At 43.3% G+C, this 19,966-nt stretch carries 19 protein-coding genes; all 19 read left to right on the top strand.

Going from position 1 to position 19,966, the window contains the following annotated elements:
• Positions 1–3 precede the first annotated feature (3 nt).
• The 19 genes from LCM10_RS00940 to rnpM all read left to right on the top strand — a co-directional run bounded on the left by LCM10_RS00940 (position 4) and on the right by rnpM (position 19,964).
• Positions 4–441 (top strand): chemotaxis protein CheW, encoded by a 438-nt coding sequence (locus LCM10_RS00940; protein WP_224875560.1) that lies wholly within the window; start codon positions 4–6, stop codon positions 439–441.
• Between the two features lie 10 nt (positions 442–451).
• Complete coding sequence (locus tag LCM10_RS00945) at positions 452–1,087, top strand: chemotaxis protein CheC (protein WP_224873957.1); 636 nt, start codon at positions 452–454, stop codon at positions 1,085–1,087.
• Entirely contained in the window at positions 1,084–1,581 is a 498-nt protein-coding gene (locus LCM10_RS00950) for a chemotaxis protein CheD (protein WP_224873958.1), read from the top strand. The genes LCM10_RS00945 and LCM10_RS00950 overlap by 4 nt, the downstream gene beginning before the upstream one ends.
• A gap of 32 nt (positions 1,582–1,613) precedes the next feature.
• Entirely contained in the window at positions 1,614–2,372 is a 759-nt protein-coding gene (locus tag LCM10_RS00955; protein ID WP_224873959.1) for a FliA/WhiG family RNA polymerase sigma factor, read from the top strand.
• Positions 2,373–2,395: 23 nt separating this feature from the next.
• Positions 2,396–2,698, top strand: a complete 303-nt coding sequence (locus LCM10_RS00960; protein WP_224873960.1) for a hypothetical protein — start codon at positions 2,396–2,398, stop codon at positions 2,696–2,698.
• Between the two features lie 354 nt (positions 2,699–3,052).
• The gene (locus LCM10_RS00965; RefSeq protein ID WP_224873961.1) at positions 3,053–3,586 is read left to right on the top strand and encodes a hypothetical protein; all 534 of its coding nucleotides are present in this window, start codon (positions 3,053–3,055) and stop codon (positions 3,584–3,586) included.
• 161 nt (positions 3,587–3,747) lie between these two features.
• Positions 3,748–4,455 (top strand): 30S ribosomal protein S2, encoded by a 708-nt coding sequence (gene rpsB, locus LCM10_RS00970; RefSeq protein WP_224873962.1) that lies wholly within the window; start codon positions 3,748–3,750, stop codon positions 4,453–4,455.
• A 206-nt stretch (positions 4,456–4,661) separates the two neighbouring features.
• Positions 4,662–5,543: a translation elongation factor Ts gene (gene tsf / locus LCM10_RS00975; protein WP_224873963.1), complete on the top strand. Its 882-nt coding sequence runs from the start codon at positions 4,662–4,664 to the stop codon at positions 5,541–5,543.
• An 86-nt stretch (positions 5,544–5,629) separates the two neighbouring features.
• On the top strand, positions 5,630–6,355 hold the full coding sequence (pyrH, locus tag LCM10_RS00980) for a UMP kinase (protein WP_224873964.1): 726 nt from the start codon (positions 5,630–5,632) through the stop codon (positions 6,353–6,355).
• On the top strand, positions 6,355–6,912 hold the full coding sequence (frr, locus tag LCM10_RS00985) for a ribosome recycling factor (RefSeq protein WP_224873965.1): 558 nt from the start codon (positions 6,355–6,357) through the stop codon (positions 6,910–6,912). Before pyrH ends, frr begins: the two co-directional genes overlap by 1 nt.
• A 245-nt stretch (positions 6,913–7,157) precedes the next feature.
• Positions 7,158–7,949, top strand: a complete 792-nt coding sequence (locus LCM10_RS00990) for an isoprenyl transferase (RefSeq protein ID WP_224873966.1) — start codon at positions 7,158–7,160, stop codon at positions 7,947–7,949.
• On the top strand, positions 7,949–8,734 hold the full coding sequence (locus tag LCM10_RS00995; protein ID WP_224873967.1) for a phosphatidate cytidylyltransferase: 786 nt from the start codon (positions 7,949–7,951) through the stop codon (positions 8,732–8,734). Before LCM10_RS00990 ends, LCM10_RS00995 begins: the two co-directional genes overlap by 1 nt.
• A gap of 101 nt (positions 8,735–8,835) precedes the next feature.
• Positions 8,836–9,984 carry a 1-deoxy-D-xylulose-5-phosphate reductoisomerase gene (gene dxr / locus LCM10_RS01000; RefSeq protein WP_224873968.1) on the top strand — a complete coding sequence of 383 codons (1,149 nt, stop codon included), beginning with the start codon at positions 8,836–8,838 and terminating at the stop codon, positions 9,982–9,984.
• A 116-nt stretch (positions 9,985–10,100) separates the two neighbouring features.
• Positions 10,101–11,360 carry an RIP metalloprotease RseP gene (rseP, locus tag LCM10_RS01005; RefSeq protein ID WP_224873969.1) on the top strand — a complete coding sequence of 420 codons (1,260 nt, stop codon included), beginning with the start codon at positions 10,101–10,103 and terminating at the stop codon, positions 11,358–11,360.
• A gap of 278 nt (positions 11,361–11,638) precedes the next feature.
• Positions 11,639–13,351, top strand: coding sequence for a proline--tRNA ligase (locus tag LCM10_RS01010; protein WP_224873970.1), 1,713 nt, complete (start codon positions 11,639–11,641; stop codon positions 13,349–13,351).
• Between the two features lie 182 nt (positions 13,352–13,533).
• The gene (locus tag LCM10_RS01015) at positions 13,534–17,853 is read left to right on the top strand and encodes a PolC-type DNA polymerase III (RefSeq protein WP_224873971.1); all 4,320 of its coding nucleotides are present in this window, start codon (positions 13,534–13,536) and stop codon (positions 17,851–17,853) included.
• 182 nt (positions 17,854–18,035) lie between these two features.
• Positions 18,036–18,503 carry a ribosome maturation factor RimP gene (gene rimP, locus LCM10_RS01020; protein ID WP_224873972.1) on the top strand — a complete coding sequence of 156 codons (468 nt, stop codon included), beginning with the start codon at positions 18,036–18,038 and terminating at the stop codon, positions 18,501–18,503.
• A gap of 39 nt (positions 18,504–18,542) precedes the next feature.
• Positions 18,543–19,682: a transcription termination factor NusA gene (nusA, locus tag LCM10_RS01025; protein WP_224873973.1), complete on the top strand. Its 1,140-nt coding sequence runs from the start codon at positions 18,543–18,545 to the stop codon at positions 19,680–19,682.
• Positions 19,683–19,694: 12 nt separating this feature from the next.
• Complete coding sequence (rnpM, locus tag LCM10_RS01030) at positions 19,695–19,964, top strand: RNase P modulator RnpM (RefSeq protein ID WP_224873974.1); 270 nt, start codon at positions 19,695–19,697, stop codon at positions 19,962–19,964.
• Positions 19,965–19,966 lie beyond the last annotated feature (2 nt).

Here is a 19,966-nt window from a genome sequence, read left to right on the forward strand (position 1 = left end):
GAAATGACCGTATCAACAGAAGAACTTAAGCTGATTGTATTTCAATTACTCGATAAGGAGTACGCGATTCCGGTAAATCAAGTAAGATCGATTGAGAAACTTCAATATATTACACGGGTTCCGAAGACCCCGGCACATGTAAAAGGTGTCATAAATTTACGTGGGGTTGTGACGCCGATCATCGACCTGCGATCCAAGTTCGGATTGCCATCCACTAGTAGTTCCGAATCTACACGCATCATCATAGCGGGTCATCAGGATAAAGAAGTTGGATTGATTGTCGATGCAGCGAATGACGTACTGGATGTAAGCAAGGGAAGTATAGAACCTCCCCCAGAGGTGGTTGGGTCAGTGGAGGAAGAATATATCGGCGGCGTTGTGAAACAAGGCAGGAGACTGCTGATCTTACTTCACTTGGACAAGATCCTCGAAACATTATAGGAGAGAAGTTATGGGATATGAACAAAAGGTAAATTCTTTGCATCTTGATGTTTTAAAAGAGATAGGCAATATCGGTGCAGGACATGCTGCAACCGCATTATCGACCTTGCTTGACAAACAAATCGATATGAAGGTCCCGAATGTAAAAATCGTTTCTTTTGATGAAATGATGGATTTGGCAGGAGGACCCGACAATGTAGTGGTCAGTGTTTTTCTGAGAATAGAAGGTGATGCACCCGGCAGTATGTTTTTTATGCTTGGAATTGAACAGGCATCATATTTCATCAGGTCTATGGTTCAGGATGAATGTTTCTCATTCCATTCATCCACCCCTTCAGACATTGGCATGTCAGCCATGCAGGAATTGGGTAATATCCTTTCTGGTTCCTATTTATCATCATTATCGGATTTTACCGGCCTCAACCTATTGCCATCAGTCCCGTCTTTGTCCGTGGATATGGCAGGAGCGATCATCGGATTTGGCTTGATTGAAATCTCGCAAGTAAGCGACTATGCGATTGTGATTGATACGGCTTTACGCGAAGTGGAGTCAGTTGATTCGGGAGACGTAAATGGTCATTTCTTTCTTCTTCCCGACCCTGACTCTCTCGAAATCATTTTTCGATCCCTCGGAGTTGAAGAATGATTGATCTTCAAACTGTCGTCAAAGTCGGTATTGCTGATATGAATATTGTGAAAGGGCATGGTTCCATCCGCACTTCGGGACTAGGCTCATGTGTTGGTGTTGTTTTATATGACGAATACGTGAAGCTTGCAGGTATGGTCCATGTCATGCTGCCCAGTTCAGGCATTGCGAAAGAGGGCAGTGTGAACCCTGCTAAATACGCAGACTCCGGTATTGATGAGTTAATCTGTCAATTGATGGGGCTTGGCGCGAGACTGAACAGGTTGAAATGTAAAATGGCCGGAGGGGCCCAGATGTTTCAACTTTCCTCGAAAAGTGAACTGATGAGAATCGGTCCACGCAATGTAGAAGCGGTAAAGGAGCGCCTGCTGAGCAATCACATCCCCATCATAGGTGAAGATGTGGGAGGGAACAAAGGAAGGACCATCGAATTCTTTGTTTCTGATTGTACGCTTCAAGTACGAACGGTAAACGAGGGAACGAAAACGATTTAATATCGAAAGAAAAAGATAGGAGGAGGAGTCTTATGTCTCAGCAATCCGCTCGAAACGAAGAACATTATTATTGGGATAAATGGGTAAAGAGCCGCGATATGCAAGCTGGTGATGTGCTAGTGAAGAAATATATGCCGTTAGTGACTTATCATGTTGCCCGGATTTCAGTCGGTCTGCCGAAAAGCGTCTCGAGAGAAGATATAAAAAGTCTTGGGTTGATGGGATTACTTGACGCCCTTCAGAAATTCGATCCCTCAAGAGATTTAAAATTTGATACTTATGCATCCTTCCGTGTCAGGGGAGCCATACTCGATGGTTTAAGGAAGGAAGATTGGCTCCCTAGGTCAACAAGGGATAAAGCAAAAAAGATTGAAGCGAAGATGATTGAACTGGAACAACGCCACCTCCGTCATGTCACTGCAGAAGAAGTTGCGGAAGAGTTGGATATGTCCACAGAGGATGTTTATCAAGTAACGAATGAGCATTTCTTCGCAAATGTACTGTCAATGGACGATCAGTTGACGGATGATGATCATGAAACTCAGACCTATTCCCTAAAAGATGACAAATCGATCTCCCCAGAGGAGGAAGTATTGAAAGGGGAGGGATTGATTGAATTGGAACGTACAATCAAAGACCTTTCCGAGAAGGAACAACTTGTGTTAAGTTTATTCTATAAGGAAGAATTGACACTGACGGAAATCGGTGAAATCATGAATTTATCGACATCAAGGATCTCTCAGATTCATTCCAAAGCCATTTTCAAGTTGCGGAATCTATTAAGCTCTTAATCGTTTGAAACGAGGTTTTCTATATGAGTTTAAAGGCAATAGAATTGCAAATCGCACTTCCAAGAACATTTGATGCTGCCAAACAGGTCGAGAGGCAGCACGCAGATCATCTTCTAGTGCAAACTGCAGCAGGAATCGAATTGGAAAAAGAGTTGAAGAAGAAGAGGCATACGGCAACTCAGATGGAGCAAAAAGGGGATGCCGTCCTCCACAATGGGATCGTCAATGACCAACCCCCGAGTATACCGTCAGCTGGAATCCACCAAGAAAAGGATTGTACCCCAGAACACCCGTATAAAGGTAAGAAGATAGATTATTCAGGTTGACTACATATAAATTCAATGAAGGCTGTTCGGCATTGTAAATGACAGAACAGTCTTTTTGAATGACTTTTCTTAAGTCTTTTGATAAGGAAGTTTTCGTAGACAGCGTTGCTTTAGAAGGAGCAAATAGTGGTTGAATTGTGCTCCGGGTGTTCGCTTTCCTGGGGCGTGAGTTGAGCCTCCTAGGGCAGTAAGTGACGAGGAGGCTCACGGGCTACCCGCGGAAAGCGAAGTCTTGCACGGTAATTAACAGCGGTGCTGCGACATACCAAACAAACTTTGCGAAAAGAGCTCTTGATATAATGGGGTTGGTTATCTCTTCAATTCCTTTTAAAAATATAGATAACAGGTGATCGTATGACTACTTTTTTATTTTTTATATCATTCCTACTTAATATCGTTTGCCTGTTTGCCGTCATCATCCTTTACACAAGGCAGAACAGGTTCATCGACTTAGAAAAGAAGCAAGGCAGGATGCTTCAAGAAATGGAAGAAACCATCTCAACCTACCTTCTCGAAATGAAAGAAGAAAATGAACGGTTTATTAGAAGCATGAAGGATAGCAGGGAAACGGGCACAGGATCGGCTGATGAGACCCACTTCCACGCTACAACGGAACCAGATGAGGGAAAAGCGCCCGTAGCCCTTTCTACTAAACGGTTGAACGCTTCGAAAGCGTACAAAAGGCCACCTTTAACAGAGGATCCACAAGATCAGGATACAGGGTGGATCCCGGTAATGCCGGATGACAGGGAACATTCCGAAGCCGAAACGTTGCTCCATCAGGTTCAGAACATGAAGGAATCTGGTTTTACCCTGGAGGAAATCGCCCAAAAACTTGGAAAAGGGAAAACGGAGATCGAACTGCTCCTTAAATTCAATCGAAAATAGCAAGAATCTCTTGCTAGGATTCAAGAGGTGTGCTATAGTATTCATGGTGTGATTACACACGTTTCTCGATTGAGTGGATGGTGCTGTCCGACAAGGATAGTTTCTGCTGCAAGATGACAGAAACGGAGGAGAAAAATTAAAACCATTAGGAGGAAACACACATGTCAGTAATTTCTATGAAACAATTACTAGAAGCTGGTGTACATTTCGGACACCAAACTCGCCGTTGGAACCCAAAAATGAAGAGATACATCTTCACTGAGCGTAACGGCATCTACATCATCGACCTTCAAAAGACTGTCAAGAAGGTTGAAGAAGCTTACAACTTCGTGAAAGAACTAGCTGGAAACGGCGGTAAAGTACTTTTCGTTGGTACTAAAAAACAAGCACAAGAGTCTGTTAAAGAAGAAGCAGAACGTGCGGGTATGTACTACATCAACCAACGTTGGTTAGGTGGAACACTTACTAACTTCGAAACAATCCAAAAGCGTATTGCGCGTCTTAAAGAAATCGAAAAGATGGAAGAAGACGGAACGTTTGAAGTCCTTCCTAAGAAAGAAGTCGTTCAACTTAAGAAAGAGCATGAGCGCTTGGTTAAATTCCTAGGCGGAATCAAAGATATGAACACATTGCCTGACGCATTATTCATCATCGATCCTCGTAAAGAGCGTATCGCTGTTGCGGAAGCTCGCAAATTGAATATCCCTATCGTGGGTATCGTTGATACAAACTGTGATCCTGATGAAATCGATGTTGTCATTCCTGCGAATGATGATGCGATCCGTGCAGTCAAGCTTCTTACTGGTAAAATGGCAGATGCCATCCTTGAAGCTAAGCAAGGTGAAGAAGCAGCTGTAGCAGCTGAGTAATGAAAAGAAAGGTGATAAGAGGGTCTTTCCCCTATCACCTTTTTTTAAAGAGTATGACCAACCGGTGCCCTTAATTCAAGGGTCATCGTTTTTATGACGGATCTCTTTATGGATATGGAATCAAATATGGGACAATCGCCCATACTGACTACTGACTGTATAAGGAGATTTTAGTCTACATAGTTAAACTAAGGAGGAAACCCACTATGGCAATTACTGCACAAATGGTTAAAGAACTTCGTGAAAAAACTGGCGCTGGTATGATGGATTGTAAAAAAGCGTTAACAGAAACAGACGGAGATATGGACAAAGCAATTGACTTCCTTCGTGAAAAAGGAATCGCGAAAGCAGCTAAAAAAGCTGATCGTATCGCAGCTGAAGGAACTACTTTCATCACTAGCGAAGGGAATACTGCGATCATCCTTGAAGTGAACGCGGAAACTGACTTCGTTGCAAAAAATGAAAACTTCCAAAACCTAGTTAGCGAACTGGCTTCTCACCTACTAGCTGAAAAGCCGGCTTCTGTAGAAGAAGCGATGGATCAAAAAATGGCTAACGGTTCTTCCGTGTCTGAATTCATCAATGCAGCAATCGCTAAAATCGGTGAAAAAATCACACTTCGTCGTTTTGAAATCCGTACAAAAGGCGATAACGCGGCATTTGGTGAGTACCTGCACATGGGTGGCCGCATTGCTGTTCTTACAGTGGTAGAAGGAACGACAGATGAGAACGTAGCGAAAGATGTTGCGATGCATGCAGCTGCGTTAAATCCTAAATATGTGTCTCGCGATCAAGTATCTGCTGAAGAAGTAGAGAGTGAGCGTGAAGTACTAAAGCAACAAGCTTTGAATGAAGGAAAGCCTGCAAACATCGTTGAAAAAATGGTGGAAGGCCGCCTTGGAAAATACTTCGAAGATATCTGCATCCTTGACCAAGCGTTCGTTAAGAACCCTGATCAAAAGGTACGTCAATATCTTGAGTCCAACAAAGCTACACTAACTGACTTCATCCGTTATGAAGTTGGTGAAGGTCTTGAGAAGCGTCAAGACAACTTTGCTGAAGAAGTAATGAGCCAAGTTAAGAAGTAATTCGATTAACCTAAACATTTTTGGTAGGGAACACCTAGTGTGTTCCCTATTTTTCAAGAAAAAATCTATTACATATGGAGGTTCCCATGAGCGTTCCTAAATACAAACGTGTCGTTCTTAAACTGAGTGGAGAGGCCCTTGCTGGAAATGACGGTTTTGGCATCAATCCTTCAGTTATTAAAAACGTGGCAGAAGAAGTAAAAGAAGTTGCTGAGCTTGGTGTTGAGGTTGCCGTTGTCGTTGGCGGCGGTAATATCTGGCGTGGTAAAATAGGTAGTGAAATGGGAATGGACCGTGCATCAGCAGACTATATGGGGATGCTTGCTACCGTCATGAATTCCTTGGCACTCCAAGATAGCCTTGAGCAGATTGGAATCGAAACACGAGTCCAGACATCCATCGATATGAGACAGGTAGCAGAACCTTATATCAGACGAAGAGCGATCCGTCACCTTGAGAAGAAGCGTGTCGTGATCTTTGCAGCGGGTACTGGAAATCCTTACTTCTCAACTGATACAACTGCAGCCCTGCGTGCAGCTGAAATCGAAGCTGAAGTCATCCTGATGGCTAAGAATAATGTGGATGGCGTTTACTCAGCGGATCCGAAGAAAGATGAATCAGCGGTTAAGTACGATGAGCTTTCTTACTTGGATGTGTTAAAAGAAGGTCTTGCAGTCATGGATTCCACTGCTTCTTCGCTATGTATGGACAATGATATTCCGCTAATTGTATTCTCGATTATGGAAGACGGTAATATTAAGAGGGCCATTACAGGCGAAAACATCGGAACAATAGTTAGGGGGAAAGCATAATGCCAAATACAATCATTTCTAATGCAAAAGATAGAATGACGAAAGCCATTCAAACATTTTCTCGTGAACTAGCAAGCATCCGTGCAGGAAGAGCCAATGCATCATTACTTGATAAGATCACAGTCGATTATTACGGTGCTCCAACTCCTGTCAATCAACTTGCAGGGATCTCGATTCCTGAAGCAAGAATGCTTGTCATCCAACCTTATGACAAATCTTCATTAGGTGATATTGAGAAAGCGATCCTGAAATCAGATCTCGGAATCACACCGACAAGTGATGGTAATATCATTCGTATCGTTGTCCCAGCTTTGACGGAAGAACGTCGTAAAGAGCTTGTTAAGCTCGTGAAAAAAGAAGCTGAAGATGCGAAGGTTGCAATCCGTAATATCCGTCGCGATGCAAATGACGACTTGAAAAAGAAAGAGAAAAATGGAGATATCACTGAAGATGATCTTCGTGGATACTCTGACGATGTTCAAAAAGCTACAGATGATAGCATTGTGAAAATCGATAATATCGCGAAAGATAAAGAAAAAGAAATTCTAGAAGTTTAATCAACTCTTTCAATTTAAGGGGCTGTCCGATGAGCGAAATCAAATTCCTTATCGGACAGCCCCTTTTCAATTCATACCCATTTAGAGAATATTCATGAAGGGTATGAAGGTGGATTCCATTCAGGACCACCCGAGAGTCAGAATTGGAGATTGTAGCATAACGGATTTTCTTGAAGATATCTTCCCTGTTTTTTGATATGATAGTAAAGGTAAATATTTTTTGGATTGTTGGTGGAGGAAATCTTATGCTAAACAAGCTTAAACAATGGAAACGACAACAGAATACTGAAGATGTTGATGAGCGTTTCAAGGAATTATCAAATCACCCAATACCGGGTCATATAGCGATCATTATGGATGGAAACGGCCGCTGGGCACAAAAGAGAGCACTTCCAAGGGTAGCCGGTCACCATGAAGGGATGAAATGTGTACGAAGAATAACGAAACTCGCTAATCAATTAGGTGTTGAAGCACTGACACTATACGCATTCTCAACCGAAAATTGGAAACGTCCCAAGATGGAAGTCGAATTCTTAATGAAGCTACCAGAAGAGTTCCTCGGGACATTCCTGCCTGAACTGATTGAAGAAAATGTCCAAGTGAAAATGATGGGGGATCAAGGAGCCATTCCTTCTCACACATTGAAGGCAGTCAATAAGGCGATTGATGCCACCAAGGATAATGATGGCCTGATTTTGAACTTTGCTTTGAATTATGGCAGCCGTGCTGAGATACTTGGATCCATCAAGCATGTCTTAAAAGATGTCCAGAATGGTATACTAGATGAAACAAAGTTGAATGAGGAAGTATTTTCAAATTATTTAATGACAAAAGAATTAAAAGATCCAGATCTGCTGATCCGCACTAGCGGAGAGATCCGATTGAGCAACTTTATGTTATGGCAATTAGCTTATACCGAATTTTGGTTCACTCAATGTTTATGGCCGGATTTCGGCAAAGAACAATTAGTCGAAGCAATTGAAGCATATCAAGGTCGTTCAAGGAGATACGGCGGGTTACAAAGTGAGGAATCCTGATGAAACAAAGAATCATAACTGCAGTCGTTGCAGCAGCAGTGTTTTTACCCATCATCATGTATGGGAAATCACCATTTATCCTTTTAATGTACCTCATTGCGTCTGTCAGTCTGTATGAAGCGCTGAAAATGAGGGGACTGAAAGTGTACTCCATACCGGGGTTGATTGCACTTGCGGTGCTTTGGGTGTTTTTGATCCCTGAGCTTTACATAGGAATTATCCATTATATTGGTTATACGAAGATTGAGCTTTCATTTTTTGCTGTCTTGATTTTCTTGACCTATACCGTCATCACGAAGAATCGATTTACGTATGATGACGTAGCTTTCTCTTTACTTAGCATTCTTTATATCGGGATCGGTTTCCATTACTTTATGGAGATTCGCTTAGGTGAGGGTGTACAATTCGTATTTTACGCATTGTTCATTATCTGGGCCACTGATTCCGGTGCTTATTTTATCGGAAAGGCGATTGGGAAGAAAAAGCTTTGGCCAGACATCAGTCCCAATAAGACAGTGGAAGGTTTTCTTGGAGGAGTGTTATGCGCTGTCATCGTAGGAGTAGTCATGACGTTCTTCACTGATCTGGATATGTCGATTCCAAAGCTTATTGTGGTAACTGCCATCTTGTCAATATTCGGTCAAATGGGAGATCTGGTTGAATCAGCATTGAAACGTCATTATAAAGTGAAGGATTCAGGCCATATCCTGCCGGGGCATGGTGGGATGCTAGACAGATTTGACTCCCTATTATTTGTTCTGCCCCTTCTTTATTTTCTGCTATAAGAAATTGTCCGGGCACACAACCAGGATATGCATGACAACGAGTACAATCGGTGAATAGCATGAAAATATTTTAACGGTGCTTATTAAAAGGAGTGGTAGTTTTGAAGAAGATCAGTTTAATGGGTGCAACCGGATCGATTGGCACCCAGACGCTTGATGTCATCAGGGAGCATCCGCATGACTTCAAGCTGATTGCATTATCTGTGGGACGTAATATCAATGAAGCGAGAAAGATGATAGCAGAATTCACTCCTTCATTGGTTTCGGTACAAAGAAAAGAAGACGCAGAGACCTTGAAGAGCGACATGCCAGCAGGTGTCAAAGTGATGTATGGTGAAGAAGGGTTGATCGAAGTAGCCTGTCATCAGGATGCTGACATTCTGGTGAATGCTGTGCTTGGCAGTGTCGGTTTGAACCCCACTCTCCAGGCAATCGAATCCGGAAAAACCATTGCCATCGCTAATAAAGAGACCCTTGTGACGGCAGGTCATATCGTCATGGAGGCTGCAAGGAGAAAAGGCGTTTCCTTATTACCGGTGGACAGCGAACATTCCGCCATCTTCCAAGCGCTGCAAGGCGAACAGGATAAAAACATAGAAAAGCTTATCATCACAGCTTCTGGGGGGAGCTTCAGGGACCGTACAAGGGAAGAGCTTGTCGGTGTAACCGTCAAGGAGGCATTAAATCATCCCAACTGGTCGATGGGTGCCAAAATTACCATTGATTCAGCATCGATGATGAATAAGGGACTTGAAGTGATAGAGGCACATTGGTTATTTAACATTCCCTATGATAAGATCGATGTGCTTCAGCATAGGGAGAGCATCATCCACTCCATGATTCAGTTTCATGACACATCCGTGATGGCCCAGCTTGGAACCCCGGATATGCGTGTACCCATCCAATATGCATTAACCTATCCAGACCGCTTTGAACGACCACGTGCAAAGCGGCTGGACTTGGCTGAGATTGGCCTGCTACACTTCGAGAAGATGGACATGGATCGTTTTCGATGCCTCCGCTTCGCTTATGAAGCCGGCCGGATGGGTGGAAGCATGACAACGGTGTTGAACGCTGCCAATGAAGCAGCTGTTGCTTTATTCTTAGAGGATAAAATTTCATTCCTTGCTATTGAGGACATGATTGAAAGAGCATTGAATGAACATGAAGTGATACAGAACCCGGACCTCGATACCATCCGTGAAATCGATGAAAGGACAAGATTGGCGATTTCACAGTGGGTAGGTTAAAGCGTTGTGCATGAATACATGAGAAGCAACGTAGTATTATAAGGACAGGTTTTTCTACAGACGTTCATATTTAACAGGCCTGGGACATTCAGGTTTTAAAAAAGGTGGTTTTTCATTTGCAAACTGTAATTGCCTTTATCGTTATTTTTGGTGCATTGGTATTTTTCCACGAACTTGGTCATTTGATCTTCGCTAAACGTGCAGGGATTCTGTGCCGTGAATTTGCGATAGGTTTCGGTCCGAAAGTATTGTCATTCAAGAAGGATGAGACAACCTATACGATACGGCTGCTGCCCCTAGGGGGATTTGTCCGGATGGCAGGAGAGGATCCGGAAATGGTCGAGTTGAAGGCCGGACATAGGATCGGTCTCGTAATGGATCAAAATGAGAAGATAAAGAAAGTGGTACTCAATAATAAGGACCGCTATCCGAATATACGCGTCATTGAGGTGGAAGAGGCCGACCTTGAGCACGACCTTTATATTCGTGGATATGAAGAGGACGACGATGAGGTTCTTAAGAGATTTGATATCTCCCGGGAGGCAGTTTTTGTTGAAGATGGGGTAGAGACACAGATAGCCCCGTGGGATCGACAATTTGCATCTAAGTCTTTACCTAAGAGGGCAATGGCGATCTTTGCCGGCCCGCTGTTCAATTTCATCCTGGCATTTTTTATTTTCTTGCTTGTCGGATTATTACAAGGTGTCCCGACAAATGATCCTGTACTTGGGAACTTGACTGAAGATGGTGCAGCGAGGGAAGCGGGGCTTGCCAAGAATGATGTTGTTCAAAGTATCGATGGGAAAGAGATATCGACTTGGGAAGATATTGTAACAGTCATTCAGCAACATCCGGGTGATGAACTGAAATTCACGGTAGATCGTAATGGCTCCACACAGGAAATTTCCGTTACTCCTAAACCGCAAGAGATTGAAGGAAAGGAAATCGGAATCATCGGTGTACATAGCCCGGTCGAGAAATCTCCGTTGAAAGTCGTCACAAATAGCGCGGAGCAGACGTATGAGTGGACAAAGATGATTTTTGTCCTTCTGGGTAAACTTGTGTCAGGTGAATTCTCGATTGATGCCTTATCTGGACCTGTTGGCATTTACCAATCTACCGATGTAGTCGCGAAATCGGGTATCTTCTATTTAATGAGATGGGCAGCCATTCTCAGTATCAATCTGGGGATTATGAATTTACTTCCGATCCCGGCTTTGGATGGTGGAAGGTTATTATTTTTCGCCATTGAAGCAGTGCGTGGCAAGCCGGTTGATCGCCAAATGGAAGGGATGGTCCATTTTGTAGGATTCGCTCTTCTAATGGTGCTGATGCTCGTTGTAACATGGAATGATATTCAACGCTTCTTCTTATAAGAATGATCACTCCTTTCAGAAGGAAGGGTCTGTTAAAGTAAATGGTTGATTAAACCGTTCCAGCTGTTGAACGGAGATAAACAGCGATGTTTAACAGTGCTACAAGGATAGAAAAGGAATTACAGGCAGTTACTACCCCCTTACAGCAAAAAAAGAGGGTAGAACTGCCTGTTCATTTAAGCTAAAATAGACTAGTGAATGGAGGTATCTCCGTTCTTTTCTTATAACCTTACATAACCATTACGATAAAATTTTACTTGTAACCGAGGTGCTAATAAATGAAGCAACGAAACACACTGATCCCAACACTTAGAGAAATCCCTGCCGATGCTGAAATCAAGAGCCACCAGCTATTGCTGCGTGCCGGATATATCAGGCAAAACGCGAGTGGGATATACAGTTTTCTCCCACTGGGGAAGAAAGTCCTGAAAAAGGTAGAAGAGATTGTCCGTGAAGAATTGGATGCGATTGGTGCAGCTGAACTCTTGATGCCTGCTCTGCAACCTTCTGAATTATGGAAAGAGTCCGGAAGATGGGGGACGTACGGTCCTGAATTGATGCGCATGAATGACAGGCATGCCCGTGAATTTGCGTTAGGTGCCACGCATGAAGAGATGATTACAAGCATCATTAGAGATGAAATCAAATCATACAAACGACTTCCATTGACCCTTTATCAAATTCAAACAAAATACCGCGATGAAAAACGTCCGAGGTTCGGATTGCTTCGAGGCAGGGAATTCGTCATGAAGGACGCCTATTCTTTCCATTCATCGGCTGAAAGCCTGGATGAAACATATGAGGAGATTTTTCAGGCATATACGAATATCTTTACTCGCTGCGGATTGAACTTCAGGGCGGTTATCGCAGATTCAGGCGCTATGGGCGGTAAAGACACACATGAATTCATGGTATTATCGGAAGTAGGGGAAGACACAATTGCGTATTCAGATGAATCATCTTATGCTGCCAATATTGAAATGGCAGAGGTGATGGAATCTTATTCCTATTCTGATGAGGAACAGAAGGAGATCCAGAAAGTGTCGACACCTGAAATCAAAACGATTGAAGATGTAGCGGCATTTCTCCATACTGAAAAAGAAAATTGTATCAAATCTTTACTATTCAAGGTCGACGAAGAATTCGTGTTGGTTCTTTCACGAGGAGACCATGAAATAAACGATATTAAAGTAAAGAACTTCTTAAATGCCGACACGGTTGAACTTGCATCGGCAGAGGAAATGAATGAAATCATTGGATGCGAAGCAGGGTCCATTGGCCCTTGTACTTTGGATGGCAAGATAAAGATTGTTGCTGATCATGCGATAAAGTATATCCGTAACGGCATTGCAGGTGCTAACGAAAATGGTCAGCACTTATTGAATGTAAACCCGGAACGCGACTTTACTGTTGAGGCATACGGAGACTTGCGCTTTATTCAAGAAGGTGACCCTTCTCCTGATGGACAAGGTACGATCCTTTTTGCAAAAGGCATTGAAGTGGGGCACGTGTTTAAACTAGGCACCAGATATTCTGATAGCATGAATAGTACGTATCTCGATGAAAATGGCCGTTCTCAATCAATCATCATGGGTTGCTACGGAATCGGTGTTTCCCGTACACTTGCAGCAGTGGCAGAACAATTCAACGATGAGAATGGTCTAGTGTGGCCAACTAACTTATCACCATATGATGTACACCTGATTCCAATCAATATGAAAGATGACCATCAGTCAGCCCTTGCCCATGAGCTTTATGATGGACTAAAGAATAATCGTTTCGACGTGTTAATGGATGACCGGGCTGAACGACCAGGTGTAAAATTTGCTGATTCAGACCTAATCGGACTTCCAGTCAGGGTAACAGTCGGAAAGAAAGCTTCAGAAGGCATCGTTGAGGTAAAGGTCAGGAAAACGGGTGAAATGCTTGAGGTTCATAAAGACGAATTGCTAGCTACTTTGACAGATTTATTGACATCACAATCAAAATAGGGAATTACAACGCTGTTGATTCTTGCTTCCGACATAGGATGCACGATTAAACAACGGCTTTCGATTACACTTGAATAAAAGAAGGGCTGATCATCATTAGTCAGCCCTTTTCTTCAGTTTTGAAGGACTGTGACTTTTGTGTAGACAAGAAAAATACAAGTAAGGAAATGGGGGAATAAGAGATGGAAGGAAAGCCCCTGGGCAAAAAAGAGCGATTTCAGCTATTGCTTCAGCAATTGGGACTGACGGAAGATGCTTTCGTAAAATACTTTAACAATGCTGAAATAGAAAAACTATCCGTATATAGAAGCGAAAGAAAATGGCATTTTCATTTTACATTGGAAGAGATGATTCCATGTAAGGTTTGGAGCAGGTTTTCCCTTGCTCTTCAAACTTCATTCAAACATATAGCCAATGTCAGCTTCAGCCTCAAAGTTCTGAATATGAATGTAACAGAGCAAGCCATATTGGATTACTGGAGTGAGTGTGTCAAAGAAATTGACGGAATCTCCCCGCCATTGTTAAAGCTGTTGAATAACCAAAAACCTGAAGTGATCGGCAATAAAATCATTGTAAAGGCAACGAATGATACAGAAGCTGCGCAGTTAAAGAGGAAGTACGGTGAAATCATCTCTTCAGCATTCGAAGGCTTCGGTTTCCCTAAATTGGTTCTCGATGCGCAAGTTGCTCAAATCGAGGAACAGAATGATGATTACAAAAAATTCCTTGAAGATAAAATGAAGGAAGATCAAGAAAGGGCACAGCAAGCCCTCATCGAAATGGAGAAGGCCGAGAAGGAAGTGGCATCAGAAGCTCCCAGCGGTCCATTCATGCTTGGCCTTACAATTAAAGACGATGCCGATTTCCGTAAGATTGAAGAAATATATGATGAGGAAAGACGCATAGCGATTGAAGGCTACGTATTTGATTGTGAAACGAGGGAACTTAGAAGCGGTAGAACCTTATTGACGTTCAAAGTGACGGATTACACAAGCTCCATCCTCGTCAAAATGTTCTCAAGAGATAAAGAAGATGCTGCCATCATGAATAACATGAAAAAAGGCATGTGGGTGAGATGTCGTGGAAGCATCCAAAATGATACCTTCGTCAGAGATCTTGTCATGATCGCCAACGATGTGAATGAAATCAAACCGGTGCTTCGCCTTGATACTGCACCTTCGGATGAAAAAAGGGTCGAGTTGCATGCTCATACTCCAATGAGCCAGATGGATGCAGTAAGTTCAGTTGCAAGCCTTGTTTCACAAGCAAAGAAGTGGGGACATAAGGCGATAGCAATCACTGACCATGCAGTCGCTCAGTCTTTCCCCGAAGCATTTAGTGCAAGTAAGAAAAACGATATCAAGGTGTTATATGGACTTGAAGCAAATCTTGTCGATGATGGGGTGCCGATCGGGTATAACGAAACTGATCGAGAACTCGAAGATGCCACATATGTTGTGTTCGACGTTGAGACAACAGGTTTGTCTGCTGTTTATGATACGATCATCGAGCTTGCTGCCGTTAAGATCAAGGACGGTGAGATCATTGATCGGTTTGAATCATTTGCGAATCCTCATCACCCATTGTCTGCAACTACGATTGATTTAACGGGCATTACGGATGAGATGGTACGTGACGCGCCAGAAATCAATGATGTCCTCCGTGATTACGATAAATGGGTCGGGGATGATATTCTGGTTGCACACAATGCATCCTTCGACATGGGCTTTTTGAATGCGGGTTATCAGAAAGCGGGGCTAGCAAAATCCTCCAACCCAGTCATTGATACATTAGAGCTTGCTAGGCTGCTATACCCACAATTCAAGAACCACAGACTGAACACACTCGCCAAGAAATTCGATGTTGAATTGACACAGCATCATAGGGCGATTTATGATGCGGAAGCAACTGGATATCTTTTGGTCAAGATGCTAAAAGATGCCTTTGAGAAAGGCATCAAGAACCATAATCAATTGAACGATTATATGGGTAAAGGCGATGCATATAAACGATCCCGCCCATACCACTGTACGCTGATTGCACAAAATGAGGAAGGCCTCAAGAATTTGTATAAATTAGTATCGATATCACATATGCACTACTTCTACCGGGTGCCGAGGATTCCTCGTTCACAACTGCAGAAATACCGTTCAGGCCTTTTAGTGGGGTCCGGATGCGACAAAGGTGAAGTGTTCGAAGGAATGATGCAAAAAGGTAAAGAAGAAGTCCAAGAGACGGCAGAGTTTTACGATTACTTGGAAGTGCATCCGAAAGAAGTGTATCAGCATCTGATCGAACTTGACCTTGTACAAAGCCAAAAGAACCTTGAAGACATTATTAAGAATATCGTGGAGCTTGGCGAGAAGCTGAATAAACCGGTCGTTGCGACTGGAAATGTCCATTATGTCAATGAGACGGATAAGATCTACAGGCAGATCCTTGTAGGATCACAGGGAGGGGCCAATCCGCTGAACCGTCATACGTTACCTGACGTGCATTTCAGGACAACGAATGAAATGCTTGACTGTTTTTCGTTTCTCGGAAAAGACAAAGCCAAAGAGATTGTCGTGGACAATTCAAATAAAATCGCTGACATGGTCGAAGTGATCAAGCCAATCAAAGATGATCTTTATACTCCTAAAATCGAAGGCGCGGATGAAGAGATGCGCCGGATGAGTTATGCGATGGCCAGGAGCATTTATGGCGACGAATTGCCTGAAATTGTTGAAGCGAGATTGGAAAAAGAGTTAAAGAGTATCATCGGTCACGGATTCGCGGTCATTTATCTCATTTCACATAAGTTGGTTAAGAAGTCTTTGGATGATGGTTATCTTGTCGGTTCGAGGGGATCGGTTGGATCATCCTTTGTAGCGACCATGACGGAAATCACGGAAGTCAATCCGCTGCCTCCGCATTATGTCTGTCCTTCATGCAAGAAATCCGAGTTCTTTGATGATGGTTCTGTCGGCTCAGGATTCGACCTTCCGAATAAGGATTGCCCGGATTGTGGACATGCATATAAAAAAGACGGTCACGATATTCCTTTTGAAACCTTCCTTGGCTTCAAAGGGGATAAAGTCCCCGATATCGATTTGAACTTCTCCGGGGAATACCAGCCACAGGCACATAACTATACAAAAGTGCTGTTTGGCGAGGATAACGTATATCGTGCAGGTACAATCGGAACCGTCGCTGAAAAAACGGCATACGGCTACGTCAAAGGCTATGCGAATGACAATGCACTTCAAATCAGGGGAGCGGAAATAGACAGGCTGGTGAGCGGCTGTACAGGTGTAAAACGTACGACAGGTCAGCATCCTGGCGGAATCATCGTAGTCCCTGATTATATGGATATCTTTGATTTTTCTCCGATTCAGTTCCCTGCAGATGACCAAGGATCTGAATGGAAAACCACACATTTTGATTTCCATTCCATCCACGATAACTTGTTGAAACTCGATATACTTGGACACGATGACCCAACCGTCATCCGTATGCTCCAGGATTTATCGGGTATCGATCCGAAAACGATCCCGACGGATGATCCTGAAGTGATGAAAATATTCAGCGGGACAGAGACGCTTGGAGTCACGGAAGATCAAATTATGTGTAAAACAGGGACCCTGGGCATACCTGAGTTTGGTACGAGATTTGTTCGACAAATGCTTGAAGATACAAAGCCGACTACTTTTTCGGAGCTCGTCCAGATCTCCGGCCTTTCACACGGAACCGATGTGTGGCTTGGAAATGCACAAGAGCTGATTCACAATAATATTTGTAACCTGAGCGAAGTGATTGGTTGTCGTGATGACATCATGGTCTACTTGATCTATCAAGGATTGGAACCTTCCCTTGCATTTAAAATCATGGAGTTTGTACGTAAAGGGAAAGGGCTTCAAGATGAATGGATTGAAGAAATGAAGAATAATGGAGTCCCGGATTGGTATATCGACTCCTGTCTCAAAATTAAGTACATGTTCCCTAAAGCCCATGCTGCCGCCTATGTTCTCATGGCAGTGAGGATTGCTTACTTCAAGGTCCACCACGCACTTCTTTATTATGCTGCGTATTTTACCGTCCGTGCGGAAGACTTTGATATTGAAGCGATGGTGAGGGGATCACAGGCTGTTCGTGCAAAGATCGAGGAGATCAACAGTAAAGGCTTGGATGCTTCGCCGAAAGAAAAGAACACGCTGACGGTATTGGAACTGGCCCTTGAAATGTGTGAGCGCGGCTACAGATTCCAGAAAGTAGATTTATACAGATCTCACGCTTCGGAATTCATCATTGATGGCGATTCACTGATCCCACCGTTCAATTCCATCCCTGGTCTCGGTACCAATGCGGCGATCAATATCGTGAAGGCACGAGAAGACGGGGAGTTTCTGTCGAAAGAAGATCTGCAGCAAAGAGGCCGTGTTTCAAAGACGATCATTGAGTATCTGGATAATCACGGTTGTCTGGAAAGTTTACCTGACAAGAATCAACTATCTCTGTTTTAGGCCTCCGATAAGGGAATTGTTTGCATAAACATGTTGATTATGGTATATTTTTATTGGAAATACTAAAGATAGCTCTAAGCAGAAGAGTGGGGTCGCACCCCACTCTTTCGTTATTACAGGGAGTTTTTTAAGGATTATTTCTAGTCTTGGTGCAAGATTTTCATATAGACCAGGAGGTAAGTATGAGCAAAATTATTACACTAGTAGAAGAACTTGTCTCACCTATCCTAGAGGATATGTCATTGGAACTGATCGATATGGAATACGTAAAAGAAGGTTCCAATTGGTTCCTTCGTGTATTCATCGATAAGGATTCAGGTGTTGACATTGAAGAATGTGGAATTGTCAGCGAACGATTAAGTGAGAAGCTGGATGAAATCGATCCGATTCCTCACAATTATTTCTTGGAAGTATCTTCGCCAGGTGCAGAACGTCCCTTGAAAAATGACAAGGACTTTCAAAAGGCAATCGGGAAAAACGTCTACGTGAAAACGTATGAACCGATTGATGGGGAGAAGGCATTCGAAGGTACATTGCTATCCCATTCTTCCGAACAACTATCTTTGGAAGTCACAATCAAAACACGTAAAAAGAAGGTTGAGATTCCAGCAGACAAAGTAGCGTTAGCAAGATTGGCTGTTACATTCTAATTAGGAAACAACCGTATTATAAAGGGGGATGACACCACCATGAGCACTCAGCTATTAGATGCTCTAACTGTTTTAGAGAAAGAAAAAGGCATTGCGAGAGATGTAATCATCGAAGCAATCGAAGCAGCTTTGGTTTCTGCTTATAAGAGAAACTTTAACCAGGCACAGAATGTCCGTGTAGACCTGAACCTTGAAACGGGTACGATGAGGGTCTTTGCACGTAAGGAAGTAGTGGATGAAGTCTTTGATTCACGCCTTGAGATCTCCGTAGAAGACGCTGGAGAAATCAACCCTGGTTATGAAGTCGGAGATGTAGTCGAACTCGAGGTCACACCGAAAGACTTCGGTCGGATCGCTGCTCAAACCGCTAAACAGGTTGTGACTCAGCGTGTAAGGGAAGCTGAGCGCGGAATCATATACTCCGAATTCGTTGACCGCGAAGAAGATATCATGACAGGGATCGTCCAGCGCCAGGATAACCGTTTCATTTATGTCGCATTGGGCAAGATTGAAGCCCTCCTTCCTGTAAGTGAGCAAATGCCTAATGAAACGTATAAACCTCATGACCGAATCAAAGTCTTCATCACGAAGGTCGAGAAAACGACCAAGGGTCCTCAGATCTATGTGTCCCGCACACATCCAGGTTTACTGAAGCGATTATTTGAGATTGAAGTGCCTGAAATCTTTGATGGTACCGTCGAAATCAAATCAGTTGCTCGTGAAGCTGGTGACCGTTCAAAGATTTCGGTCCACGCTGAAAATTCTGAAATCGACCCGGTCGGTGCTTGTGTAGGAACAAAAGGTGCTCGTGTACAAGCGATCGTCAATGAACTCAAAGGTGAAAAGATTGACATCGTACAGTGGTCTGAAGATCCTGTGACATTTGTGGCAAACGCGTTAAGCCCTTCTAAGGTCCTTGATGTCCAAGTGAATGAAGAAGATAAGGCAACGAGAGTGGTAGTACCTGATTATCAGCTTTCCCTTGCAATCGGGAAACGTGGACAAAATGCACGACTTGCAGCTAAACTCACAAACTGGAAGATCGATATCAAGAGTGAAACGGATGCGCGTGAGCTTGGATTATACCCGCGCGAGGAAGCGTTTCTTCCACAAGACGAAGAGGAAGAGTATGATGACGAACCTTTAAACATTGATTTCGATGACGAAGATCAAGAGTAAGAGGTGAAAATCGTGGGCGCTAATAAAAAGATTCCGTTGCGCAAATGCGTGGCAACGGGGGAAATGAGACCTAAAAAAGAAATGATACGGATTGTCCGTTCGAAAGAGGGCGAAGTATCCATTGATCCCACTGGAAAGAAATCGGGGCGTGGTGCTTACCTGTCAAAGGACAAAGAGATCATTCTGCAGGCGAAGAAGAAGAATACTTTAGCCAATCAATTACAGACAAAGATTGACGATTCTCTTTATGATGAATTGATCAGCCTTGTAGAGAAGGAGTAGCA

It is taken from the genome of Rossellomorea aquimaris, assembly GCF_020171925.1.
GTDB lineage: Bacteria > Bacillota > Bacilli > Bacillales > Bacillaceae_B > Rossellomorea > Rossellomorea aquimaris_F.